This is a genomic window from Pseudomonas sp. IB20 (assembly GCF_009707325.1).
Classification (GTDB): domain Bacteria; phylum Pseudomonadota; class Gammaproteobacteria; order Pseudomonadales; family Pseudomonadaceae; genus Aquipseudomonas.
Genome location: NZ_CP046103.1, coordinates 2,539,637 through 2,564,184, shown reverse-complemented (window position 1 = coordinate 2,564,184; position 24,548 = coordinate 2,539,637). Strand labels below are relative to the sequence as shown.

Below are 24,548 nucleotides of genomic sequence, written 5' to 3'. Positions count from 1 at the left end.
TCAACCAAAGGCATTCCCGTGACCATCGACCCTCCCAAACTGCGCCGTGCCGACCCCGATGAACGCCGGGACTTGCTGATCGCCGCGACCCTCACCAGCCTTTCCCGCGACGGGCATGCCGGGATTTCCGTGCGTAAGATCGCCGCCCAAGCCGGTGTTTCCGTAGGCTTGCTCAACCACCATTTCGGCACCATCGATGCACTCATTGCCGAGACCTACCACAAACTCGCCAATGAACTGACCAGCGCGCTATGGGCGCAAGTCGAGCTGGCCGAAGGCGCCGCCGCACGTTTGGATGCGTTTCTCAGCGCGTCCTTTTCACCACGGGTCATGGACCCCGACCTGCTCGGCGTGTGGGTGGTGTTCTGGAGCCTGATCCGCCACTCGCCCCACGTAAACCAGGCGCATGAAAACAGTTACCGCGCCTACCTGGCGCTGATCCAGCAATTGCTGGACGACCTCGCCCGCAGCGAAAACCTGGTGATCCACGACAGCCATCTGGCCGCCATCGGTCTATCGGCGATGCTTGACGGGCTCTGGCTCGAGGGGTGCCTCAACCCCGGCACCTTCAGCCCCGCCAACGGCCTGCACATCTGCCGGTGTTGGGTACAGGGGTTGCGTTACGGCGCATTCGGCGCCGACCACGTCTTGTGATTTGGGGTGGCGCGCACTGAGCATCGCCAAGGTGCCGCTGACGGCAATCAGCACCGCGCCGAGGATCAGCGACACATCCATCGACGTGCCCCAGATCAGGCTCGATAACACAAAGGCCCAGATCAACCCGGTGTACTCGAACGGCGCGAGCAAGGTCGCCGTGGCGCGGCGGAAACTGGCGAACAGCAGGAATTGCCCGATACCACCGACCAGACCTGCCGCCAACATGCCCAGCCATGCCGGTGTGGGCGCCGGGGTATGGGTCCAGGGCAAGGTCACTGCCATGCAGATGACGAACACCCCATTGGTGATCAACATCTGTTCCAGCACTGAGGTGGTCGGGTCGACCTGGCGCAACTGGATATAGGTGAACGCCCAACACAATGCGGCGGCCAGGGTCAGCGCGATGGGCAACGGATCAACCATATGGCTGGGGCGACAGGCGATCACCACGCCTACAAAACCGATGATCAGCGAGATCCATTGGCCCCGGCTGGCGCGCTCCTTGAGGATCAGCGCCGCGAGCAGCGTGACCATGATCGGCGCGGAGAAATACAGCGTGGTCATTTCCGCCAGGGTCAGGTCCTTGGCGGCGGTGTAATACAGCAACCACGCCAGCAGCGACAGCACGCCACGGATGATCAGCAGCTTGCGGCTGACCGAGGCCCACGCACGCCGCAACAAGCCCATGCGCCCGGCCATCACACACGCACCCACTACCACCAGGCTGCGCCAGAACAGAATGCTGAACACCGAATAATCGGCCACCAGCCACTTGATCACCGCGTCCTGCAACGCCAGGAACGCGTAGGCCAGTGAGCACAGGGCAATCCCTTGCAATGCGCGGTTCTGGTTCATCCCACCGACCTGCGCAACGGTGTGCCGCGCCGTTCGGCGATGGCGTAGACGCCTTCGATGAGAAAGGTCAGGCACAGGTAAACCCCGGCCACCAGCAGCAACGGCTGATAGATTTGCAAGGTCTGCGCCCGTACCACGTTAGCCGCGCCCAAAAGATCGACCACGGCAATCGTCGAGGCCAGTGCCGTGGACTTGAGCAACATCACCGTCTCCCCGGCCAGGGTCGGCAACAGCAACCGCATTGCCCGTGGCAGGCGCACCCGCAGCAACGCCTGGCGCGGCGTCATGCCAAACGCAGACGCCGCCTCCATCTCGCCCTTGGGCACTGCCAGCAGGCCGCCGCGAATCACTTCACCCACATAGGCACCCACCGACAGCACCAGGGCGAACACGATGTACCAGTAACCGTCGCGCAAAAACGGCCAGAGGAAGCTGCCACGTATCATTGGAAACTGCGCAAACACGCTGCCCAACCCGTAGTAGAAAATGTAGATCTGGATCAACAGCGGCGTGCCCCGCAACACGCTGGTGTAGGCCAGCGCACCCCGCGCCAGCCACTTGCGCCGCGACAAGCGCGCCAGTGCCACCAGCACCGCCAGGGTAAAACCGAGCACTGCCGAGATCGCCAGCAGCGACAAGGTGGTCTGCAGCCCCTTGGCGATCAGCCCCGCGTAGTAACTTATCCACTCAGGCATGGCGACTCACTCGACAACCGGCATCCAGCGACGAATACGTCGCTCCAGGCGCCCGGACAGGTAGTTGGAAGCCAGCGTCACCAGGTAGTACAAGGCGGCGGCCGTGAGGTAGAACAGCAAGTATTGGCGTGTGGAACCCGCCGCCTGCTTGGCGGTGTACAGCAGTTCGTTGGTGCCGACCACGCTGATCAAGGCGCTGTCCTTGATCAGGTTGATCCACAGGTTGGACATGCCCGCCAAGGCGTACGGCGCCATGATCGGCAAGGTGACCCGGCGAAACAGGCCAAAGCCGCTGAGGCCAAACGCCCGTGCGGCTTCGATCTGGCCGTGGGGAATCGCCAGGATCGCTGCACGGAAAATCTCCGAGGCATAGGCGCCCTGCACCAGCCCCAATACCAGGACCGCCACCAACGGGCCGCTGATATTCACCTGCTCGAACCCCAGCCACAGCATCAGCGCGTTAAGGCCCATGGAGCCTGCGTAGTACAGCAGCAGGATCAGCAGCAGTTCCGGCACCGCGCGAAACACCGTGGTGTAGCCGCGCATCAACAACGCAATCGGGCGCGGCGCGCTGAGCTTGGCGCAGGCCACCACCAAGCCAATCAGCAACCCTACGACAAAGGAGCCTGCTGAGATTTGCAGGGTCATCCATAACCCTTTCAACAGCGCGTTGCCCCATCCCTGGTCACCAAAGCTGAGGAGATCCAGCATTATTCGGTCTTCTGGGCGATTTGCTGATATGGGCTGTCACAGGTCTTGCTGACAAACGCCGGGGTGTCGCTGCGTTTGCACGGGCTGACCGACAGGCCGAAGTAATGCTGGGACAAATCGTCATAGGCCTTGCTCACCAGCAACTCGCCGATAGCCTTGTCGAGGCGGGCCTTGAGCGCGGTGTCTTCCTTGCGCAGGCCGGCGCCGACGCCACGGCCGATAATCGGGTCATACGGCACGCTGGCGATATGCGCCAAGGCGCTGGCCTCCGGGGTTTTGACCATCATGGCGATGGCGGTGTCGTCGGCCATCATGTAGTCAATGCGCCCCGCAATCAGGTCGGCGTTGGCCGATTCCTGGGTGTCGTAGTACTTAAGGTCGGCGATGTTCTCATAGTACTTTTTCAGGTAATTAGCACTGACGGTGGAGATCTGCACGCCGATCAACTTGCCCTTGAGCCCCGCTGGGGAAACCTCGACTTCACTGCCTTTCGGGCCTGCCACACCGAGAAGAGAGTCGTAATAGGCACGGCTGAACGCGATCTGTTTTTCACGCTCATCGGTGACCGACATCGAGGAAAAAATCACGTCGATCTTCTTCGCCAGCAGCGACGGGATGATGCCGTCCCACGCGACTTCCTTGATCTGGCACTCAGCTTTCATGCCTTCGCACAGCTTGTGGATCAGGTCCACTTCAAAGCCGGACCACTGACCATTGCCGCCCTTTACGGTAAACGGTGGATAGGGTTCCGCCGCCACTGCGAACACGATGGGTTTCTCTGCGGCCTGGGTAAACCCTGCGGCCACCATCAACACTGCACTGCTCAACCACGTTGCCATGCGTCTGGATTTCATGATTTGCCTCGTCTTTTTTTGGTGTTAGCGAGTTTGATGCGCGTTGACGAACTGCCGGCAACGCTCACTGCGTGGGTTGATAAACACCGAGTCCGGCGAGCCGGTTTCCTCGATCATGCCTTGGTGCAGAAAAGCCACTTTGGAGGACACATCCCGGGCGAAGGCCATTTCATGGGTGACCAGGATCATGGTGCGGCCTTCTTCGGCCAGCGAGCGGATAACGCGCAGCACTTCGCCGACCAGTTCCGGGTCGAGGGCTGAGGTGGGCTCGTCGAACAGCATGACTTTGGGACGCATGGCCAACGCGCGGGCAATCGCCACCCGTTGTTGCTGGCCGCCGGAGAGAAACGCCGGGAACTCGTTGCGCTTGGCGGCCAGGCCCACGCGGTCAAGCAAGGCTTCGGCGCGCTCGATCGCCTCGGCACGGCTTTCGCGCAGCACTTGGGTCGGCGCTTCGATGAGGTTTTCAAGCACGGTGCGATGGGGCCACAGGTTGAAATTCTGGAACACCATGCCCAGGGTCGAGCGGATGCGCACCAGTTGCTTGGCGTCGGCCACCAGTGGCGCGCCGGGAGCGCCGTAGTTCAGCTTGATGCTTTCGCCATCGACGTGAATGCTGCCCTGGTCCGGCACTTCGAGCATGTTGATGCAGCGCAGCAAGGTGCTTTTGCCCGAGCCACTGGCGCCGATCAGCGAGATCACCTCGCCTTCGTGGGCGGTCAACGAAATGCCTTTGAGCACGTCGATATTGCCAAAGCGTTTATGCAGGTCGATGACTTCAATCATCTTCTTGGCTTGGGCCGGTTGCACCACCTCGACCTTCGGCGCCGCCGCGATACGCGGCTCACTGGCCAGCTTGGCGACGAACGCGGCAATGCGTTGGCAGGCTTGCGCCAGGCGTTCTTCACCGAGGGTGAAGGACAAGCGCACAAAACCTTGCGCCGGCTCACCAAAGGCGGCCGCGTCCAGCACCGACACGCCCGCTTCGCGGAACAAGCGCCAGGCAAAATCCAATGAGCCCAGGCCAGTGCCGCGCACGTCCACCAGCACAAACATGCCCGCTTGCGGTGCCTGCACCTTGATCCCCGGGCACGCACTAAGGCCCGCGACGACCAGGTCACGGCGGCGCCGGTAGATTTCGCGCATGCTCAGCGTCACCTCGTCATGGGCCAATACCGCCGCTGTGGCGGCTTCCATCACGAAGCCGGGCAAGCCGTACAGCATGCTCAGCACCAGGGTTTCTGCGTGCACGACCATCTGCGGCGCGGCAATGATCCAGCCGATTCGCCAGCCGGTCATGGCGTGGGATTTGGACAAACTGCCGATCACGATGCAGCGCTCAGCCATGCCCGGCAATGCGGCGAGGCTGTGGTAGTGGCCGTCGAACACCAGGCTTTCGTAGACTTCGTCCACCACCACCCACAGGTCATAGGCGACGGCCAGGTCGGCAATCGCTTGCAGTTCTTGCGGGTTGAGGACTACGCCAGTGGGGTTGTTCGGGTTGGAGAAAAAAATCGCCCGAGTGCGCGGCGTGATGGCGGTAGCGAGCAACTGGGCGTCCAGGCGAAACCCGGACTCCGGCGAACACGGCACGCGCACAAGCGTCGCACCACTGGCCTTGAGCGTGGCTTCGTAGGTGACGTACATCGGGTCGAGCACCAGCACTTCATCACCAGCTTGCAGCAGGCACAGCGAACTGATGAACAACGCGTTCTGCGCACCGGGCACGATGATGACGTTTTCGGCGGCTACTGGCCGCGACAGGGTCTTGCTGTAGCGCGTGGCGACGGCATCGCGCAATGTCGGGCGGCCGGGGATTTCGGTGTAGTGGGTGTCGCCGCCGCGCAACGCACTGACGGCGGCGTCGGTGATAAACGACGGCGTGGCGAAATCCGGGTCACCGACGCTGAGGATGATGATGTCTTCGCCCTGGCTGGCTGCTTGGTACGCCGCGTGGTGGATGTCCCAGGCGGCTACGCCCTGCCCTGCAATTCGTTCAACGAAGGGGGAAAACCGCATGCCAGAGCCTCTCGTTCCAGAAGAAAAAGCGCGAACCCGTTTGCATGCAAAAGGGTGGATGCGGTCAACATAGTTCAAACTGAACAGTCGTTCAATGGATAGAGTTGGGTGGGTGTCGTTTATCGTCCAAATAGGTCGTTGTGGTGACTTTTGAGCCTATTGGTCAGCGGTCTTTTCGTGGCAAGCCAAAGCCTCGCGGACTGGGCCTGCACCGGCCAGCCGCTATGCATGTACTACCCCAGCCTCCGCCAGTCGCCGCCGGGGCCGCGTCAATTAATGGACATGATTCGGATAAAAACCATCGGTTCGCCGTTAATGGCCCGACGGTCGACATCAAAAAAGAGGTTCTTGACGCGTACGCAAGAAATGGCATTGAGCCTCCGATCCTTCTGGATAACAAAATAAAGAAGGTGAAGGAACATTACTTCCCGCTTCACCATCGGTTCAACGTCAAAATAGGCTCCGACCACTCGTGGATCGATACCTGATAGAAGTACATTGAACCTGCACCCGGCCGTGGTCCTCCAACGTGGATAGACCCCGGCCTGGTGCACGCTCGATGACGTTTATTTTATGGTTGGCCGTCTTGGGCGCCGTGTTGCTCACACTCGCCCTCACCTCCTCCTACCTGCGCTGGATGCCGGTGACCACCTCGGCGGTGTGCCTGCTGCTGGGCGTGGCAATCGGCCCACTCGGTGTCGACCTGTTGCACCTCGATATCAAAGGCTCCGCACGCTGGATGGAGCACCTGACCGAAGTCGCGGTGCTGTTTTCCCTATTCGTCAGCGGCCTGAAACTGCGCCTGCCGCTCAGGCACCGCACGTGGCGCGTCGCATTCGGCATGGCCGGGCCGGTGATGCTGTTGACGATTCTCGGCGTGTGCCTGGCGCTGCATTACGTGTTCGCGTTGCCTTGGGGCGTGTCGTTGCTGGTGGGCGCCATTCTTGCGCCGACCGACCCGGTGCTGGCTGGGCTGGTGCAGGTCAATAATGCCCAGGACTATGACGCGCTGCGCTTTGGCTTGTCCGGTGAAGCCGGCCTCAACGATGGCACGGCCTTTCCCTTTGTGATCTTCGCGCTGCTGTTTATGCAGCACGGCGGGTTTGACGGTGACTGGTTCGGTGGCTGGGTGTTGAAGAACCTGTTGTGGGCGGTGCCGGCCGGGCTGTTGATGGGCTACTGGATGGGCCGTGGCATCGGACGTGTGACGCTGTGGATGCGCATCGCCCATGCAGACAGCACGTTGTCGCCCAACGATTACCTGACCCTGGCTCTGATTGCGCTGGCCTACGTGGCGGCTGAAGCGGTGGGTGGCTACGGCTTTCTGTCGGTGTTCGCCGCCGGGCTGGGCTTGCGCCAGGCCGAGTTCAAATCCACCGGCAACTCACAGACGCCGTCAGAGCATTTGGCGCTGCCGGTGGTGGGCCATTTGGAGGTGGAACCTGCGCGCGCCTTGAAAGGTGATGTCAGCGAACTTGCCGATACGCAGATCGCCGCCGGCGTGATGATGGGCGACATGCTGTCATTCGGCAGCCTGGTAGAGCGCTCGATGGAAGTGTTTCTGGTGACCGTGCTGGGGATTGTGCTGGCCAGCCATTGGGATTGGCGCGCACTACCGGTGGCGGCATTGCTGTTCTGCGTGATTCGCCCGGTCAGTGTGCTGGCAATGCCCTGGGGCAACCTGATCGATTACCGGCAACGCGGCTTGATCGGCTGGTGCGGCATTCGCGGCATCGGCAGTATTTACTACCTGTTCTACGCGCTCAACCACGGGCTGATCGGCACCAGCAGCGCGGTGGCGGTGAACCTTACGGTGTCAGTGATCGCCTTGAGCATCGTCGTTCATGGCCTGAGTACCCAGCCGATGCTGGCGTGGTATGAACGACGTGCCAAGGTGAACACTCAGTCTTGATTCTCGGTATGGCCTACATCCGCGGCGTCGTCCAGATCGTTCAGCGGCACTTGTGCATCGTCCATCAATGAACCCGGGTCTTCGTTGCCCGGGTCGTTGAGTTCTTCGTCGTCGAGTTCGTGGGACATGAGCGTCTCCTCTAACCGCCTTGGGTGTCGATATCAGCGTCGGTTTCAGGCTTGGCCTCAGGCGTAGGCTTGAAGTCTGGACTGTAGTCGTTTTCCTTGGCTTTGGGGTCGCTGGCAGGCTTTGGGTCTTTCGGCGCGTCGACGGCGGTGCCGGGTGCCGGTTCGCCACCGTCGATGGCCGGGTCATTGCGTTTGCTGACTTGGGGATCGTTGCTGGTATTCATGGGTCACCTCTTCGCAGTTTTGGAAAACACAGGCTGCGTATAGGTAAGGTCGTGCGCAGAGTCATGAAGTTCAAATTGCTTAAGACACCGGGTTATCGACCTGGATATAAAACGCATAGGCGCCGAGCAATACCCAAAACACCATGAATAGCCACGGCGCGCGCATGGAGAACAGCAGCGACTTGCGATAGCCCTTGTGGGATGACTCGGTCTCGCAGAACAGCGGCGAATCGTCATAGGCCAGGCCCATTACCGGCTCGCTGCGTAGCAGTTCACTCTGCTTGTAGTGCCAGTGATCAATGATTTCGTACGCGGCGCGGATACCTGGCCAGGCATTCAGGGAGCTGAGCACGCCAAGGGAGGCCAGGAATACCGGCACGATCAAGGTGAAGAACTTGCCCCACTCCGGGTTCAGGTTACCCATGCCGGAGACAAAGGCGATGACCAGGAACGACTGCGCGGTGAGGTAGGCGTCGGTGCGGTTGGCCAGGATGGTGGTTTCGTACTGGATCTCGCGGCGGTAGAAGTCGAGACGGTCCTTGGGTGAACCAAAGATCTTGGCGTTGTGTTCGCTGTGATCGGTCAGGGCCGCTTCGGGGGTGTTGGGAGAGATGATTCTGGGCACGACGGTGCTCCGCAAGGTTTCGAGTCTCGTTAGAAGAATCGGGCCTTGGCGAAGTTCAAGTTTGTTCATGCACCATTGTAGAACATCCCTTGCACCCTTGTAGTGAACCCGGTGTTTTGACGAGCAGGCTCATTGTGGCGAGCGGGCGCAGGAGCGCTGCGCACTCCAACGCGGGGCAAGCCCGCTCGCCACAGGATTAAATCAACCCAGCCCCCCCATTCCGGCACACGCATTGCGTTATCCATTCATCTGCCCGGATACAGGAGCATTCGTTACCCCCCGACCCAGAGCCGACCCCATAAGAAAGTAAGGACCAGGCCTGTTGGCACCATCAGCCACGGGCTCATAAAAAAATGCGTTTTTTTGCGGCAGTGCCAACCAAGCAAGGCACTGACAAGGTACTGGAATGGCTCGATCTTTCTTTGATGAAATGAATGACGCAGATGGCGTGTGCCGTGCGCATTATCAGGATTTCTCCCGCTGGCTGGCCAACACGCCGCCGGAACTGCTGGCCCAACGGCGCCGCGAAGCCGATTTGCTGTTCCACCGCGCCGGTATCACCTTCACCCTCTACGGCGACGAGCAGGACACCGAGCGCCTGATCCCCTTCGACATCATCCCCCGCAGCATCCCCGCCAGTGAATGGAGCGTCATCGAACGCGGCTGTATCCAGCGGGTCAATGCGCTGAACATGTTCCTCGCCGACATCTACCACGACCAACGCATCATCAAGGCCGGGATCATTCCAGCGGACCAAGTGCTGGGCAACGAGGGTTATCAGAAGGCCATGGTCGGGTTGGACCTGCACCGCGACATCTACTCGCATATCTCCGGTGTGGACCTGGTGCGCGACGGCGACGGCACCTACTACGTGCTCGAAGACAACCTGCGCACGCCCAGCGGCGTGAGCTACATGCTCGAAGACCGCAAGATGATGATGCGCCTGTTCCCTGAGGTGTTCGCCAAGCAGCGCATCGCGCCGGTGGACCACTACCCCAACCTGCTGCTCAAGACCCTGAAAAGTTCCAGCCGCCTGGACAACCCCAACGTGGTGGTGCTGACCCCGGGCCGCTTCAACAGCGCCTTCTTCGAACACGCCTTCCTTGCACGTGAAATGGGCGTGGAGCTGGTGGAAGGCGCCGACCTGTTCGTGCACAACCTCAAGGTGTTCATGCGCACCACCGACGGGCCCAAACCGGTGGACGTGATTTACCGGCGCATCGACGACGCCTTCCTCGACCCCAAAGCCTTCAACCCCGATTCGATGCTCGGCGTGCCCGGCCTGGTGGCGGCTTACTGCGCGGGCAACGTGGTGCTGGCCAATGCGATTGGCACTGGCGTGGCCGATGACAAGTCGATCTACCCGTATGTGCCGGAAATGATCCGCTTCTACCTGGATGAAGAACCGATCCTGCAAAACGTGCCGACCTTCCAGTGCCGCAAGCCGGATGAACTGTCCCATGTGCTCGCGCATCTGCCGGAGCTGGTGGTCAAGGAAACCCAAGGCTCGGGCGGCTACGGCATGCTCGTCGGCCCAGCCTCCACCGCCGCCGAGATCGAGGACTTCCGCCAACGCATCAAGGCACGCCCCCACGCCTACATCGCCCAACCAACCTTGAGCCTGTCCACCTGCCCCACCTTTGTCGAAAACGGCATCGCGCCACGGCACATCGACCTGCGCCCATTCGTGCTCTCAGGCAAGGAAACCCGCCTGGTGCCTGGCGGCCTGACGCGCGTGGCGTTGAAGGAAGGCTCGTTGATCGTCAACTCGTCGCAAGGCGGCGGAACCAAGGACACCTGGGTGGTGGAGGGCTGAGTATGTTGAGTAGAACCGCCGCAGATCTGTACTGGATGTCGCGTTACCTGGAGCGTGCCGAGAACCTAGCGCGCATGCTCGAAGTCAGTTACTCGCTGTCGTTGATGCCCCAGGCCGGGCGCAGCGATGGGCTGGACGAACTGGCGATGTCGTTGCTCAGCAGCGGCACCCTGGAGAGTTACCTGGAGCGTCACAAACAACTGGACGCGATGCGCATGCTGCACTTCTTCGCCCTCGACGAAGAAAACCCCGCCAGCATCTACAACTGCCTGCGCGCTGCCCGTGGCAATGCCCACGCGGTACGCGGGCGGATCACCGCCGACATGTGGGAAAACCTCAACGCCACCTGGCTGGAAATGCGCAGCATCGCCGCCGGCGGCCTGGCGCGCCATGGCATCAGCCACTTCTGCGACTGGGTCAAGCAGCGCTCGCACCTGTTCCGGGGCGCGACCTCGGGCACCATCATGCGCAATGACGCGTATCGGTTTATTCGCCTGGGCACCTTTGTCGAGCGCGCGGACAACACCTTGCGCCTGCTGGATGCGCGCTATGAGATGTTTGGTGAAGAGTCGGAAGAAGTCAGCGACTTGTCGGCACGCGGCTATTACCAGTGGAGCGCCCTGCTCCGCGCGTTGTCGTCGTTCGAGGCGTACACCGAGCTGTACCCGAATGCGTTGAATGCACGCTCGGTGTCGGAGTTGCTGCTGTTGCGCAGTGATGTGCCGCGATCGTTGCACGCGTGTATCGAGGAGCTGAGCCATATCCTGGCCGACCTGCCCGGCAGTTATGGCCGAACGGCGCAGCGTTTGGCCGCCGAGTTCGAGGCGCGGCTGCGTTATACGGGCATCGACGAAATCCTGGAAGACGGCTTGCACAGCCGGCTCACGGACTTTATCGACACCGTGCGCGAACTGGCCCGGGCGATTCACAGCTCATACCTTGAAGTGGTGTGAGTGCATTGCAGTCACTTAACTGTCAATTCGGGTGATTGACCCTGCTTTGTTACCGCTCTTATGTTGGGCAGGTGAAATGCCTTCCCATCATAAGAACAGGTACCGAACATGTCCGAACTGACACTGACCCCCGCCGCCGCCCAGACCCTGCAACGCTGGCACGCCCTGTTGGCAACGCGCGACCTAACCTCCCTGCCTGAACTGCTGGCGCCTGAGGCGGTGTTCCGCTCGCCCATGGCGCACACGCCCTACCCTGGCGCGCCGGTGGTGTCGATGATCCTCAACACGGTGATCAAGGTGTTTGAGGACTTTACCTATCACCGTGAGTTGGCCACCGGCGATGGGCTCAGTGTGGTGCTGGAGTTCAGCGCGCGGGTGGGTGACAAGCAGCTCAAGGGGATTGATCTGATTCGCTTTAATGAGCAGGGGCAGATCGTTGAGTTTGAAGTGATGGTGCGGCCGTTGAGTGGGTTGCAGGCGTTGGGGGAAGAGATGGGGCGGCGGTTGGCGCCTTATCTGGCAAAAGACAAAGGTTAAACATGTGGGAGCGGGCTTGCCCGCGATAGCGGTGGCTCAGTTGCATGGGTTGTGGCTGCACGCACGGGGACGAGCGCTCATTGGGTTTTGGGGTGGTTATTGGTTTTTGACCAGCACCGGTTCTGCGCGGTATTGGTCCGGGAACAGCTTTTTGAGTTGCGCCACTTTTGGCAGGTCGTTGATCACGATGTAGGGGTACGACGGGTTTTCGGTGAGGAAGTCCTGGTGATAGGACTCGGCCGGGTAAAACGCCTTGCCCATCTCCACTTTGGTCACGATGGGTTTATCGAACGCTTTGGCCGCGTCCAGCTGTGCGATGTAGGCCTGGGCGACTTTTTGTTGCTCGGCATTCTGCGCGAAAATTTCCGAACGGTATTGGGTGCCGCTGTCCGGGCCCTGGCGGTTCAGTTCGGTAGGGTTGTGGGCCACTGAAAAGTAGATCTGCAGCAACTTGCCGTAGCTGACTTTGCTCGGGTCGTAGGTTACCGAGACCGACTCAGCGTGGCCGGTGTCGCCGTTGCTGACCGATTCGTATTGGGCGGTGTTGGCTGCGCCGCCGTCGTAGCCGGAGACCGCGTTTTTCACGCCTTGTACGTGTTGGAACACGCCTTGAACACCCCAAAAGCAGCCGCCGGCAAAGACCGCGGTTTGCAGGTTGCCGGCGTTGGCGGGCAGGTCCAGGGCCGGTGGCGCGAGCATGACCGCGTCGTCAGAGGCGCCAAAGGAGAAGGCTGAGCTTTGGCCGACAAAGGCGGCGAAGGCAAGGGCCGGTAAGAACTTAAGCAGTTTCATTAAACTCACTCCAGAACACGGTTGAATGTGGGCGCTGGCTTGCCTGCGATAGCGGTTTTCGGATTGATGGGTTAGCCGAAGGTGAAGGCATACGCCGACACGTGCGGGTCGAGAAATTCGATACTGAAAGTGCGGTCCTTGACCCCGGCGGGCTGGCGTACCAGCTGGTACAGGCGTTGTTCGGTCACCGTACCGCTGCCATCCGGCGCCACATCGGTGCCGTGGGCGGCGCCTGGGGCCTGGCCGTCAATCGTCACGTTGAAACGCACCGGATTGCCATCGGCACCCGGGCCCAGCACCAGGTGCAGGTCACGGGCGTGGAAGCGGTAGACGATGCGCCCGCCGGCCTGGTCGAGGGCGGCTTGTTGGCCGCCGACGTTCCATTGGCCTTGCAGGGTCCAGTTGTTCAGGGCCAGGTTGCTGGCGGCCGGGTAATCCACCACCTTGTCGGTGCCCAAAGTGGCGGTGGTGACGAAGTTTTGCGCACGCTGGAAGCCCAGGTAGGTTTCAGGCGACTGCACTTCGTTCATGTCCGGCGCTTGCTGCACGCCCTTGGCGTCGGCCTCGATCAGGCCGCCGGCAACGTTTGTTGCACCGGCTTCACGCAGCAGCTGCTGAATAACCCGCTCCGACTCGGCGTAATCGCCTTCGCCAAAGTGGTGATAGCGGATCTGGCCCTTGGCATCGGCAAAGTAATGCGCCGGCCAGTACTGGTTGTTGAACGCGCGCCAGACTTTGTAGTTGTTGTCGATCGCCACCGGGTAGGTGATGCCCAAATCCTTCATGGCTTGGGTGACGTTGCCCACGTCGCGCTCAAAGGCGAATTCCGGGGCGTGTACACCGATCACCACCAAGCCTTGGTCGCGGTATTTCTCGGCCCAAGCTTTGACGTAGGGCAAGCTGCGCAGGCAGTTGATGCAGGAGTAGGTCCAGAAATCCACCAGCACCACTTTGCCTTTCAGCGCTTGGGCGGTCAGTGGCGGGCTGTTGAGCCATTGCACAGCGCCATCCAGCGACGGCAGCGTGCCTTCGATCGGCAGCGCGTCGTTGTGGTTGGCGGCCGCCATCATTGCGCCGCCGGCCATCATCGCTCCGCCCTTCTGCTCAGGCTTGGCGCTGAGTGTGTCCACCAGGCTTTGTTCCAGGCCACCGGTGGAGGCCGTCGACACGCGCGCCAGCACGCCGGTGTCCAGGCCCAGGGCGATGGCGGCCACACCGGCCAACATCAGCGCGCCAAGGCCACGGCGCAGCCATTCACCGGCACCGAGGGAGCGCTTCATAAAGCCAAAGACTTTACCGCCGACCAACAGTGCCAAGGCCAGGGACGTGGCAGCTCCGGCGGCGTAGGCCAGCAACAGTAAGGTCGTACCGATGCTGGCGCCCTGTAGCGCCGCGCCGGTGAGCACCAGCCCCAGGATAGGCCCGGCGCACGGTGCCCAGAGCAAACCGGTGGCCACGCCGATCAGGAACGAGGCGCCCGGACGCGGTTTGGCATCGGCCCCAGCGGCTTCGGACAGGCGACTGCCGGCGGCTACCAATGGCCGCGTCAGGCGTTCCGACAGTTGCGGCAGCAGCAGCGTGAGCCCGAACAGGGCAACGCACAGCAACGCGAGCCAGCGCCCGTATTGATTGACTTGCACCACCCAACCGCCGCCCACTGCCGCCAGTGAGGCCACCAGGGCGAACGTCACCGCCATCCCCGCTAACAGCGGCAAGCCACTGCGCATAAACGGCTGCCCGGTGCGAGCGAAGACAAAAGGCAGAACAGGCAGGATGCACGGGCTGACAATTGTCAGCACGCCGCCCAGATACGCGAGAACCAGAAGCCACATGGGATCGACCCTTATAGGTGTAAGAAAACATCGGCTTAAACCGCCGTGAACGTCATGGCCACGCCATTCATGCAATAACGTAGGCCGGTAGGTGCCGGGCCGTCGTCAAATACATGCCCTTGGTGACCGCCGCACCGGCGGCAGTGAATTTCCTTGCGCACCACGCCGTAGGAAGTGTCGACGTGGCTGGCGACGGCGTTGTCCAGCGGCTGCCAGAAGCTTGGCCAGCCGGTGTGGCTGTCGAACTTGGTGCTTGAGGAAAACAGCGGTAAGGCGCAGCCGGCACAGGCAAAGGTGCCGGTGCGGTGTTCATCGTTGAGTGGGCTGGTGTAAGGGCGTTCGGTGCCCTCCTCGCGCAGCACGGCGAATTGCTCGGCGCTTAGCAGGCTGCGCCATTGGGCCTCGGTGTGGGTGACTTCGAAGGTTTCGGCGGCTTCGGCTTCGGTGACCATGTTGAGGTGTTTGAGCAGGCCGCCGGCCAGGACGGCGACACCCAGGCCGCCAGTGGCTAGCAGTATTTGTCGGCGTGAGTACAGTCTCTTGCAATGGGGTCATCCTGGGCCTTGGGTGGTCGCGAAATCCTCACGCAGAGTTAAACAATTCGTGATAACTACACTGTTGCAAAACCCGCACAATGCGCGGACTACAAGCGAAGGTTTTTAAAGGTTTTCAGCATGGATCAGCCCAAACGTGTCCTCGTGGTCGAGGACGATGCCCATATTGCCGACTTGATCTGCCTGCACCTGCGCGACGAGCAGTTTGAGGTGGTGCACAGCGCCGATGGCAACGAAGGCCTGCGCCTGCTCGAGCAAGGCGGCTGGGACGCGCTGATCCTCGACCTGATGCTGCCCGGCGTCGACGGCCTGGAAATCTGCCGCCGTGCCCGCGCCATGACGCGCTACACACCGATCATCATCACCAGCGCACGCTCCAGTGAATTGCACCGCATTCTTGGCCTGGAACTGGGCGCCGATGACTACCTGGCCAAGCCGTTTTCGATGCCGGAGTTGGTGGCGCGGGTCAAGGCGCTGCTGCGCCGGGTTGATGCCATGGCGCGCAACTTGAAGATGGACGCCGGCAGCCTCGACCTCGGCCAGCTGTTCATCAACCCGCTGACCCGCGACGCCACCCTGCAAGGCCAGCGCCTGGACCTCACGCCACGGGAATTCGACCTGCTGTATTTCTTCGCGCGCCAGCCGGGCAAAGTCTTCTCGCGCATGGACCTGCTCAACGCCGTGTGGGGCTACAGCCACGAAGGTTATGAACACACCGTGAACACCCACATCAACCGCCTGCGCGCCAAGGTCGAGGCCGACCCGGCCAACCCGGTGCTCATCCTCACGGTGTGGGGTCGGGGCTACAAGTTTGCCGAGAGTTCGCCATGAAACTGACCCTGACCCAGCGCCTGTCGGTGGTGTTCGCCGTGTTGCTGGTGATCTGCAGCGGCACCTCGGCATGGCTGCAGGTGCGCTCCAACCACATGCACGAACTGGAAGTGGTGCAAGGCCTGTCCCGCGACCTGGCGGCGCACATCGCCCGCGACACGCAACTGATGGACGCCGACGGCCTCAAGCCCGACGCAGTACGCAACCTGTTCAGCCAGTTGATGCTGGTCAACCCCAGTGTCGAGGTGTACTTGCTCGATATCGACGGGCGCGTGGTCGGGAATGCCGCACCCGCAGGGCATTTGCTGCGCGACAAGGTCGATCTGGCGCCGATTCGGCGCTTCTTGAGCGGCGCGATGCTGCCGATCCTCGGCGACGACCCGCGCAGCGTCGATGGGCGCAAGGTGTTCAGCGCCGCGCCGCTCAAAGCCAACGGCCAGCAAACCGGATTCTTGTACGTGGTGCTGCTGGGCGAAGCCCACGACGTGTATGACGCCAAAGATGCCACGGGCATGGCGTTGAAAATCGCCCTGTGGTCCATCGGCCTGGTCGCCCTGCTCTGCCTGTTGGCCGGCCTGATTGCCTTCGCCTGGATCACCCGACCGCTGCGCCAGTTGACCGACAAGGTCGGCCAGTTCGACATCAACGGCGCGCCCGAACCCGCGCAAATCAACCGCCCCAAACTCGACAGCGGCGATGAAATCGCTGTGCTCGACCACGCCTTCGTACAAATGGAAAACCGCCTGGGCGAGCAATGGCGCGCCATCACCCAACAGGATCAGGAACGCAGGGAAATGGTCGCGAATATTTCCCACGACCTGCGCACGCCGCTGGCGTCACTGCACGGTTACCTGGAAACCCTGAGCCTCAAGGACGCCAGCCTCAGCCCCGAAGAGCGCCGGCGTTACCTGGGCATCGCCCTGGACCAAAGCCGTAAGGTCGGCGGGCTGGCCCAGTCATTGCTGGAGCTGGTGCGCCTGGAACATGGTTTCGTGCAGCCGGTGATCGAAGGCTTTTCACTGCCGGACCTGGTGCAGGACATCTTCCAGAAATTCGAACTCACCGCCGAAGCCCGGTCCATCAAGCTTATCGCCACCCTGCCGCGCCAGGTGCCGACAGTACTGGCCGACCTGGGCTTGATCGAACGCGTGCTGACCAACCTGCTTGATAACGCTTTGCGTCACACACCGCTAAACGGTGAAGTCGAAGTGATCCTGTCACCCGAGGCCAACAGTGTGGCGGTCACCGTCAGTGACAGTGGCCCAGGCATTGATGCCGAGCTGCGCGATGGCTTGTTCCTGCGCGCGTTCACCATCGGCGGTGCGCGCCGCGATGGCGGCCTGGGCCTGCGCATCGTGCACCGTATCCTGCAATTACACGGGCGCAGCATCCAACTGGTGGACCGCCCCGGGCATGGCGCGACCTTCAGGTTCTCGCTAGAAACGCGAGCATCAGCGCGTTGACCCGCTGGGCCTGCTCGTTCTGGACCCAGTGACCGCAGTTGGCCAACACCTGCTGTTGCAGGTTGGGCACTGCGTCGGGCATGCGCTTGAGGGTGTGGGCTTCGAACACACCGACCGGGTCGCGGTCGCCAATCAGGAACAACGTGGGTTGCAGCACTTGCTGGCCCGCCAGGCACTCGGTGCGCTGCCAGTTGCGCTCGAAGTTGCGATACCAGTTCAGCGCGCCGCGAAAACCGTGCTTGCTGAAGGTTTGCACGTAAACGTCCAAGTCCGCTTGAGCACACCACGGCGGCAGTGTGCCGGGGGCCGAGACGCCTTCGAGCAAGGTGGCGTTAGCCGGCTTCTTCTGCAGGAACACATCCTGATCCTGCATGAACAGCCGCAGCGTGCGTTCGATGTCGGCATCCAGTTCCCGCTCGGCTACGCCCGGTTCCTGGAAATACAGGATGTAGTTGAAGCGGTCGGCATACAGCTCACGCATGATTTCGATTACCGGGCGCCGGGCACGTCCGGCAAACGGCACCGACATCGTAATCAAGCGGCTGACCCGCGCGGGTTCGAGCAATGCGAGGTGCCACGCCACCACGGCGCCCCAGTCATGGCCGACCATCACCACCGGTTGATGGCCGAAATGGTTCATGGCCTGTTGAATATCGGCGCACAGCGTCAGTAAGTCGTAATCGGCGATCCCGGCAGGCGCACTCGATTCGCCGTAGCCACGCATTTCAGGCACGAACACCCGATACCCGGCAGCGACCAGCGCGGGAATCTGCTCGCGCCAGGAATGCCAACACTCAGGAAACCCGTGCAGCAGCCAGATAGGCTGGCCATGCTCGGGGCCGGCGATGTGAACGCTTAACTCAATACCGTTGACCTGGATCCTCTCGTGCTGGATATCGCTCATCACTGGCTTCCTTGTGCCGGCAAGCCGAACAGCTCTGGGCGCTGAGCGAACAACTGAGCGGCGTCACGCTTGAGTGACGGGCGCCCACCAGCGCGGCAACAACTGCCGCACCCGCGCCTCGCCAAAGCGGTCATCAATCAACATCACCACACCCTCGTCCTGCTGGCTACGAATCACCCTACCCGCCGCCTGCACCACTTTCTGAATGCCGGGGTACAGGTAGGTGTAGTCGTAACCGGAGCCGAAGATCGAGGCCATGCGCGCTTTCATCTGTTCGTTGATCGGGTTCAGTTGCGGCAACCCGAGTGTGGCGATAAACGCCCCGATCAAGCGCGCGCCCGGCAGATCAATGCCTTCGCCGAACGCGCCGCCCAGTACGGCAAAGCCGATGCCCTGACTGTGCTGGGTGAACTGATCCAGGAATGCTTGCCGTTCGGCCTCGGCCATCCCGCGTGACTGCAACCACAGTGCAATGTGCGGGTGTCGCTCGGCCATCAACTGCGCCACTTGTTGCAGGTAATCGAAACTTGAAAAAAACGCCAGGTAATTGCCGGGCCGTTGCGCGAATTGCGCGGCGATCAGTTCGACGATTGGCGCCAGCGAGGCTTGGCGATGCACAAACCGCGTCGAAATCGCATCGATGATGCGCACCTGCAATTGCTCGGCCTTGAACGGCGATTCCACATCGACCCACGCGGTGTCCGCCGGCAGGCCGAGCAAGTCGGCGTAATAGTGCCGAGGGCTCAAGGTCGCGGAGAACAGCACGCTGCTGCGCGCGGCGGTCAGCCTGGGGCGGATAAATTCGGCGGGCACTACGTTGCGCAGACACAGGGTCGAAGCACTGCGCTTGCCACTGAACTGGCGCTTGCTGATATCAAAGATGAAGTGTTCGTTGAACAGCTCGGCGACCTTGGCAAATTGCAGCGCCTCGAAATAGAACGCTTGCAGGTCGCCACTGAGGGCTTCGGGGTGGTCGTTGAAGTAGTCGCCCATGGCGCTGGCACACAGGCTCAGGGCCTGGAGGAGTTTGTCGGGCTTGTTGGCATAAGCCTGGTACGGCGCGAGCTGGTCCTTGTGCAGGGCGTTCCATTCGCGGTTGAGGCGTTGCAAGGGTTTCTTCAATGGCTCAGGTGCGATATCGCGCAGGGTCTTGAGGCTGTATTGGTCGAGGCTGGCGCTGTACATCGAACGCGCACGCTCCACCAGGTTGTGGGCTTCGTCCACCAGCACGGCGGCGCGCCATTGGTTCAGCTGGGCCAAGCCGAACAGCATGGCACCAAAGTCGAAATAGTAGTTGTAGTCAGCGACCACCAGGTCGACCCAGCGCGCCATTTCCTGGCTCAGGTAATACGGGCAAACGTCATGGGCCAGGGCCACCTCGCGCAGATTGCGCTGGTCGAGCAGGCGCACCTGGGAAGCCGCCGTGCGCGCGGCCGGCAGGCGATCGTAAAAGCCCTTGGCCAACGGGCAGGAGTCGCCGTGGCAGGCTTTGTCCAGGTGTTCACAGGCTTTGTCCCGCGCCACCAATTCGAGCACGCGCAGCGGCAAGTCGGGGCTGCTGTCGTACAGCACTTGGGCGGCATCCAGTGCCAACTTGCGCCCCGGGGTCTTGGCGGTGAGGAACAACACTTTGTCCAGTTGCTGCGGCGCCAGGGCCTTGAGCAGCGGGAAGATCGTGCCCACGGTCTTGCCGATGCCAGTGGGCGCCTGGGCCATCAGGCAGCGGCCGGTGCTGACAGCCTTGTAAACCGACTCGGCCAGCGCGCGCTGGCCCGGGCGAAAGTCGGCATGGGGAAACGCCAGGGTTTGCGCGGCGCTGTTGCGTGCGTCGCGGTGCTGCATTTCCTGGTGCGCCCACCCCAGGAACAGCGCGCATTGCTGGTTGAAAAACCGTTCGAGGTCGGCCGCCTGAAAGTGCTGGTTGAGCAGGGTTTCGCCTTCGCCGACGATGTCGAAGTACACCAGCGCCAGGTCGATTTCGCTAAGGCCGAGCTTTTGGCACATCAGCCAGCCGTACACCTTGACTTGGGCCCAATGCAGTTGCCGATGGTTGGCCGGCTGGGCGTCGAGGTCGCCGCGATAGGTTTTTACCTCTTCCAGGCGATTGCTGTCGGGGTCGTAGCCGTCCGCCCTGCCCCGCACCTTGAGCTGCTGGTATTCACCCTCCAGGGCCACTTCGTTCTGATAGTGCGCGCTGCGCCGCGAGGCCACGGTGCGGTGGCCGACAATGCCTTCCTGGGCGCTGGGCGACGGCGTGAAGCGCAGGTCGAGGTCGCCGACCTTGGCGGTGAACTCACACAGCGCTCGCACCGCAACGCTGTAGCTCAAGCGGGCTGCGCCCAGCGTACATAACAGACAGTGACCGGCATCTGGTATTCGCCACAGAACTCCAGCCAGCGCAGTTGGTTGTCTTGCAGGCGATCGCCGGGGCCTTTGACCTCGATCATGCGGTAGGTCTTTTGCGCGGGCCAGAACTGGATCAGGTCGGGCATGCCGGCACGGTTGGCGCGAATGTCCAATAGAAGCCGCTCAAACCAGTAGCGCAGGTGTTCGGCGGGCAAACAGTCCAAGGCCTGTTCCAACAGTTCTTCACTGAGCAGGTTCCAGAATACGAAGGGCGACTGAATGCCCCATTTGTCCACGTAGCGCTGGAGGATGGTGGTCTTGTAGCGCTCGTCCCCCAACTGCTCGAAGCAGGCGGCGAACAACACAGCGCGGCGCTGATGAAAGTCCTCGCTGTGCAGGTCCACCGGCCCACGCTGGAACGGGTGAAAAAACGAGCCTGGCAATGGCGCAAATATCGCCTCCCAGCACAACAACCCGAACAGCGAGTTAATCAGCCCATTCTCGACGTAATGTACCGGTGCATCGGGCTCGCTCAGATGCGCCTGCACGCAGTACTCCACCGACATCAGCGGCTGTGGAATTTGCAGTGCCAAATCCAGGCGCGTGACGGGCCGCGGCTTGACCTTGGGCAGTGCCGGCTCGCCCAGTTTACGGCGCAGGCGTGGCAGCACTCGCAACAGATGTTGCTGCTCGGCGGCGCTTTCCGGCGCCTGTTGCGCGGCGCACGCCAGGGCCATGGCCTGGGCGTAATCCTCCTGGCGCTCGAGCACACGAATCAGACGCGAGCGCGCGCCGGGATAAGCGCAATGGCGGTAGATCTGCTGCGCCATGTCCAGTTCGGCGCTGCGTTCGCAATACTGGCCGATTTGAAACAACAACTTGGCGCGGCGTTTTTCCAGCCACGGGTTGTCGGTAGACAGCGTGGCGATTTGCGCCAGCACAGCGTCCAGCGCCTCACCGGTTTCAAACGCCTGCTGGCATTGATGCAGAAACAGAAAACCCACAACGTCGTCACGCGTGCGCAGGCCACGGGACTCGGCGCAAAACTCGACTTTTTCATAGGTGTAGATGCCCAGGTCCGCCAGCACGAATTCCGACCAGTCCTGATGCAGGTTGCCGAAGAACATCAGGCGCAGGCGGTCGCACAGGTCCATCACGGTGAGGCTATAGAGCGCATCGCCGAGGTCCGGGCACCACTGGGCAAAGCTGCGTTGCTGCGGGAACTGCGCAGCCAGCGGCTCCAGCCAGTCGGCCTTCTTGGCCTTGGGCTGGTCAATCCATGGCTTGAAGGCCGCGAGGACTTCGCCTTTTTGCAGCAGCGCAAACAGCGCCTCAAAGCACAGCGTGCCCTGGTCACTGACCCAACCCTGCTCCACCAGCGCCAACACGGCGGCGCGGGTGCAGCCGATCTCGAGGTAATTGAGTTTGCTCGCACGAAAATGCACGCCCTTGCGCATCACCATGCGCACCAATAACGCCTGGGACGCTTGCGGCAACCTGTCAAATTGCTGAATGAAATGCGCTTCGTCCGCGTCGAGCAAATCGGCATAGCGCTGCCCCAGCCAGTGCAGCACTTGGCGGAAGTTATGCAGGTAATACAAGGGGTCGTCGAGGGGGTTGGCCATGTCGCGCGCCGTTCAAATACTGGTTATGCATACAGATTGCCGTCGTAAACCACTTGTTGCAATCGGTAATAGATAAATGGCGCACGCAACTTTTCTTATAAAAGTGATCAGATAGCTCTGTTGATGGCGTAACATTTGCGGTCCGCCCCATACGCAGCGGGACTTTCTAGAGTAAAAGCTTTCCAAGGTTAAAGGTAAGGGTTATGAACATGAAGAATTTGGGTCTGCCACTGGTTGCACTCACTTTTCTGCTATTGACCGGTTGCTCAACGCAAACCGTGGTGACATTGCAAAATGGTACGCAGTATTTGACCAAGGACACCCCAAACACCAAAACAGCCGATGGCTTCTACGAATTCACCGATATCGCCGGCAAGCACGTGCGCGTCAAGGCCGATGACGTGGCGACGGTACGCAACGGAAAGTGATAACAAACAGCCCCGCAGATGCGGGGCTGTTTGTTGCAGGCTTCAGTAACGGTTGATCAGCCGATCACTACGCCATCCGTCCACAGGCCGCCATGCCCGACGCCGACCAATGTCACCGACGTGGCGACGGTACGCAACGGAAAGTGATAACAAACAGCCCCGCAGATGCGGGGCTGTTTGTTGCAGGCTTCAGTAACGGTTGATCAGCCGATCACTACGCCATCCGTCCACAGGCCGCCATGCCCGACGCCGACCAATGTCACCGAGTCGGCGCCAAACGTGAGCACCGTGTCCGCGCCGACCACCTTGGCGTGGTCGCGCAGGTCGGTGCTCCCTTCCACGTCCTTGAACATCAGCTTGTCGGTGGGCTGGTAACCAATCACGCGGTCGTTGCCAAAGTGGCCACTGAACAGAAAGGTGTTATGCCCACTGCTGTCGCGGATCGTGTCATTGCCTTTACCGCCCTCGATAAAATCGGCGCCCTTGCCGCCCTGGATCAGGTCGTTGCCGTTACTGCCGATGATGAACGTATTGCCCTTGTGTGGTTCGGCATTGCGGTTCAGGTCCTGCACCCAGGTGTTGGCCCGCGCCGGGTCGGACAGGTTGGCGACGATCACCGTGGAGTCGCGGGTCATCTGGTCGTAAAAGCCGGACTCGAGGATGCGGGTCATGCCGTCGCCATACGCCGTGGGTAAGTGCGAGACCCAGGTCGGCAGGTTGACGATGGAAAACGGCAGCACATTCCACAAGGTCGAGGCGTAGTGGTCGTTGAAGTTGACGATGTTGTCAGTCGTCGACTCGTGGGGTTTGTCGTGCACGCCCAGGGACGACAGGTTGAACGACGAGCCGTTCAACGCGCGGAACACCGGGTCGTTTTCATAGCCGATATTAAGCACCTTGTCGCTGGCGCTCTGGGTTGGCGAGGCGTAGGCCACGTAGTTGGAGTCCTTGTAGAACCCCGACCATTTATTGCTGCTCAAATCCGCCATGCTGTTGACCGCCAGGCCGCCCAGGCTGTGGCCGCTGACCACCACGTCCTTGCCGGTCAGGCCATGGGCACCGGCAAAGTCGGCGACGTTCTTGAGCAAACCACTAAAGGCTTCACCGGCGTAGTTTTTCGCGTAATCCTTGGGGCCCAGCGCTGCAAGCAGGTCGCTGATCAAGTCGCCGATGGAGTCGCTGATCAAGGTTTCCCGCGGCCCCGAAGTGCCACGAAAACCGATACCGATTTCCAACAATTTGCCGGCGTCATCGTACTTGCCGAGCACTTCGACCTGCGCGCTGGTGTAGCCGGCCTTTTCGCCAAAGAACGTGCCCCGCGCATCAACCTTGCCACCGTACCCGAGGGCGCTGGCGCTGATCGGCGTCCACCCGGCTTTCTGCACGGCCCCAAGCGCAGCTTTTTCCGAGTCGGGGTTCCACGCAATGCCCGGAATCAAACCTTGTGAGTCCGTGCTGCCGAGCAACGCACCGACCAACGTGGCCGGCAGCCCGAGCCCCAGGCCGTAGTGCTGATAACCCACGGCAAAGCCGTTATCGAGGTTGTGATAGGCATACAACGTGATCGCCATGGCATCGGCGAACAACGCTTTGGAGCCCTCGGTTCCGAGGTTTTTATAGTCAAAAATTCCCATGGTACTGCCTCTCTGTTGTTGGATTTGTAGAGAAAGCGAAAACACCTTTTAACTGCGGGCTTGCCTGCAATGACGGCCTCCAGGCCAACGAAAATCTCCCTGTTACCTCTCAATCCATGCGCTTTCGCGAGCAGCCCGCCCCACATAAAACCC

Annotated in this window: 22 protein-coding genes and 1 pseudogene; 8 read left to right on the top strand and 15 right to left on the bottom strand. The window is 61.3% G+C overall.

The window, feature by feature from the left end:
* Window positions 1-18: 18 nt before the first annotated feature.
* Window positions 19-558 (top strand): annotated as a pseudogene (locus GJU48_RS25205) (TetR/AcrR family transcriptional regulator); the annotation flags it as partial.
* Here GJU48_RS25205 and GJU48_RS11765 read toward each other — a convergent pair.
* Genes GJU48_RS11765 through GJU48_RS25470 form a run of 5 tightly spaced genes read right to left on the bottom strand, consistent with a single transcriptional unit; the run spans window position 514 to window position 5,791 of the window.
* On the bottom strand, window positions 514-1,512 hold the full coding sequence (locus tag GJU48_RS11765; RefSeq protein ID WP_094950551.1) for a DMT family transporter: 999 nt from the start codon (window positions 1,510-1,512) through the stop codon (window positions 514-516). The pseudogene GJU48_RS25205 and the gene GJU48_RS11765 overlap by 45 nt on opposite strands.
* Window positions 1,509-2,207 carry an ABC transporter permease gene (locus tag GJU48_RS11760; protein ID WP_094950552.1) on the bottom strand — a complete coding sequence of 233 codons (699 nt, stop codon included), beginning with the start codon at window positions 2,205-2,207 and terminating at the stop codon, window positions 1,509-1,511. Before GJU48_RS11760 ends, GJU48_RS11765 begins: the two co-directional genes overlap by 4 nt.
* 6 nt (window positions 2,208-2,213) lie before the next feature.
* Window positions 2,214-2,918 (bottom strand): ABC transporter permease, encoded by a 705-nt coding sequence (locus GJU48_RS11755; protein ID WP_094950553.1) that lies wholly within the window; start codon window positions 2,916-2,918, stop codon window positions 2,214-2,216.
* Complete coding sequence (locus tag GJU48_RS11750; protein ID WP_176462924.1) at window positions 2,918-3,772, bottom strand: transporter substrate-binding domain-containing protein; 855 nt, start codon at window positions 3,770-3,772, stop codon at window positions 2,918-2,920. The genes GJU48_RS11755 and GJU48_RS11750 overlap by 1 nt, the downstream gene beginning before the upstream one ends.
* A gap of 24 nt (window positions 3,773-3,796) precedes the next feature.
* Window positions 3,797-5,791: an aminotransferase class I/II-fold pyridoxal phosphate-dependent enzyme gene (locus GJU48_RS25470; protein ID WP_094950555.1), complete on the bottom strand. Its 1,995-nt coding sequence runs from the start codon at window positions 5,789-5,791 to the stop codon at window positions 3,797-3,799.
* 559 nt (window positions 5,792-6,350) lie between these two features.
* On the opposite strand from GJU48_RS25470, the gene GJU48_RS11740 reads away from it, so the two are divergent.
* Window positions 6,351-7,703 (top strand): cation:proton antiporter, encoded by a 1,353-nt coding sequence (locus GJU48_RS11740; protein WP_094950557.1) that lies wholly within the window; start codon window positions 6,351-6,353, stop codon window positions 7,701-7,703.
* Here the strand turns inward: GJU48_RS11740 and GJU48_RS24880 are convergent.
* The 3 genes from GJU48_RS24880 to GJU48_RS11730 form a co-directional block, all read right to left on the bottom strand.
* Window positions 7,694-7,831 carry a hypothetical protein gene (locus GJU48_RS24880; RefSeq protein ID WP_176462925.1) on the bottom strand — a complete coding sequence of 46 codons (138 nt, stop codon included), beginning with the start codon at window positions 7,829-7,831 and terminating at the stop codon, window positions 7,694-7,696. The two genes, GJU48_RS11740 and GJU48_RS24880, sit on opposite strands and share 10 nt — an antisense overlap.
* A gap of 11 nt (window positions 7,832-7,842) precedes the next feature.
* Window positions 7,843-8,055, bottom strand: a complete 213-nt coding sequence (locus GJU48_RS11735) for a hypothetical protein (RefSeq protein WP_094950558.1) — start codon at window positions 8,053-8,055, stop codon at window positions 7,843-7,845.
* A gap of 79 nt (window positions 8,056-8,134) precedes the next feature.
* Window positions 8,135-8,680 carry a hypothetical protein gene (locus GJU48_RS11730; protein WP_094950559.1) on the bottom strand — a complete coding sequence of 182 codons (546 nt, stop codon included), beginning with the start codon at window positions 8,678-8,680 and terminating at the stop codon, window positions 8,135-8,137.
* A 406-nt stretch (window positions 8,681-9,086) separates the two neighbouring features.
* Here GJU48_RS11730 and GJU48_RS11725 point away from each other — a divergent pair, with 406 nt between their 5' ends.
* From GJU48_RS11725 to GJU48_RS11715, 3 genes are all read left to right on the top strand, one after another.
* Window positions 9,087-10,496: a circularly permuted type 2 ATP-grasp protein gene (locus GJU48_RS11725; protein WP_094950560.1), complete on the top strand. Its 1,410-nt coding sequence runs from the start codon at window positions 9,087-9,089 to the stop codon at window positions 10,494-10,496.
* Window positions 10,497-10,498: 2 nt separating this feature from the next.
* Complete coding sequence (locus GJU48_RS11720; protein WP_094950561.1) at window positions 10,499-11,449, top strand: alpha-E domain-containing protein; 951 nt, start codon at window positions 10,499-10,501, stop codon at window positions 11,447-11,449.
* A gap of 108 nt (window positions 11,450-11,557) precedes the next feature.
* Entirely contained in the window at window positions 11,558-11,986 is a 429-nt protein-coding gene (locus GJU48_RS11715; protein WP_094950562.1) for a nuclear transport factor 2 family protein, read from the top strand.
* A gap of 96 nt (window positions 11,987-12,082) precedes the next feature.
* On the opposite strand, the gene msrA is transcribed toward GJU48_RS11715, so the two are convergent.
* The 3 genes from msrA to msrB all read right to left on the bottom strand — a co-directional run bounded on the left by msrA (window position 12,083) and on the right by msrB (window position 15,146).
* Window positions 12,083-12,778, bottom strand: a complete 696-nt coding sequence (gene msrA / locus GJU48_RS11710) for a peptide-methionine (S)-S-oxide reductase MsrA (RefSeq protein ID WP_094950564.1) — start codon at window positions 12,776-12,778, stop codon at window positions 12,083-12,085.
* A gap of 71 nt (window positions 12,779-12,849) precedes the next feature.
* On the bottom strand, window positions 12,850-14,610 hold the full coding sequence (locus GJU48_RS11705) for a cytochrome c biogenesis protein DipZ (protein ID WP_094950565.1): 1,761 nt from the start codon (window positions 14,608-14,610) through the stop codon (window positions 12,850-12,852).
* Between the two features lie 35 nt (window positions 14,611-14,645).
* Window positions 14,646-15,146 (bottom strand): peptide-methionine (R)-S-oxide reductase MsrB, encoded by a 501-nt coding sequence (gene msrB, locus GJU48_RS11700; protein WP_094950566.1) that lies wholly within the window; start codon window positions 15,144-15,146, stop codon window positions 14,646-14,648.
* 138 nt (window positions 15,147-15,284) lie between these two features.
* On the opposite strand from msrB, the gene GJU48_RS11695 reads away from it, so the two are divergent.
* Window positions 15,285-15,995: a response regulator transcription factor gene (locus GJU48_RS11695; RefSeq protein ID WP_094950567.1), complete on the top strand. Its 711-nt coding sequence runs from the start codon at window positions 15,285-15,287 to the stop codon at window positions 15,993-15,995.
* A complete protein-coding gene (locus GJU48_RS11690) occupies window positions 15,992-17,458 on the top strand; it encodes a sensor histidine kinase (RefSeq protein ID WP_094950568.1) in 1,467 nt (488 codons plus the stop codon). Before GJU48_RS11695 ends, GJU48_RS11690 begins: the two co-directional genes overlap by 4 nt.
* On the opposite strand, the gene GJU48_RS11685 is transcribed toward GJU48_RS11690, so the two are convergent.
* The 3 genes from GJU48_RS11685 to GJU48_RS11675 form a co-directional block, all read right to left on the bottom strand.
* Window positions 17,421-18,362, bottom strand: a complete 942-nt coding sequence (locus GJU48_RS11685) for an alpha/beta fold hydrolase (protein ID WP_094950569.1) — start codon at window positions 18,360-18,362, stop codon at window positions 17,421-17,423. The two genes, GJU48_RS11690 and GJU48_RS11685, sit on opposite strands and share 38 nt — an antisense overlap.
* Window positions 18,363-18,425: 63 nt before the next feature.
* Complete coding sequence (locus GJU48_RS11680) at window positions 18,426-20,690, bottom strand: ATP-dependent DNA helicase (protein WP_094950572.1); 2,265 nt, start codon at window positions 20,688-20,690, stop codon at window positions 18,426-18,428.
* Complete coding sequence (locus GJU48_RS11675; RefSeq protein WP_094950573.1) at window positions 20,687-22,333, bottom strand: VRR-NUC domain-containing protein; 1,647 nt, start codon at window positions 22,331-22,333, stop codon at window positions 20,687-20,689. Before GJU48_RS11675 ends, GJU48_RS11680 begins: the two co-directional genes overlap by 4 nt.
* Window positions 22,334-22,536: 203 nt before the next feature.
* Between GJU48_RS11675 and GJU48_RS11670 the strand changes: the two genes are divergently transcribed.
* Window positions 22,537-22,761 (top strand): YgdI/YgdR family lipoprotein, encoded by a 225-nt coding sequence (locus tag GJU48_RS11670; protein ID WP_094950574.1) that lies wholly within the window; start codon window positions 22,537-22,539, stop codon window positions 22,759-22,761.
* Between the two features lie 203 nt (window positions 22,762-22,964).
* Here GJU48_RS11670 and GJU48_RS11665 read toward each other — a convergent pair whose 3' ends face one another.
* Window positions 22,965-24,395, bottom strand: coding sequence for a polyurethane esterase (locus GJU48_RS11665; protein ID WP_094950575.1), 1,431 nt, complete (start codon window positions 24,393-24,395; stop codon window positions 22,965-22,967).
* Between the last annotated feature and the right edge of the window lie 153 nt (window positions 24,396-24,548).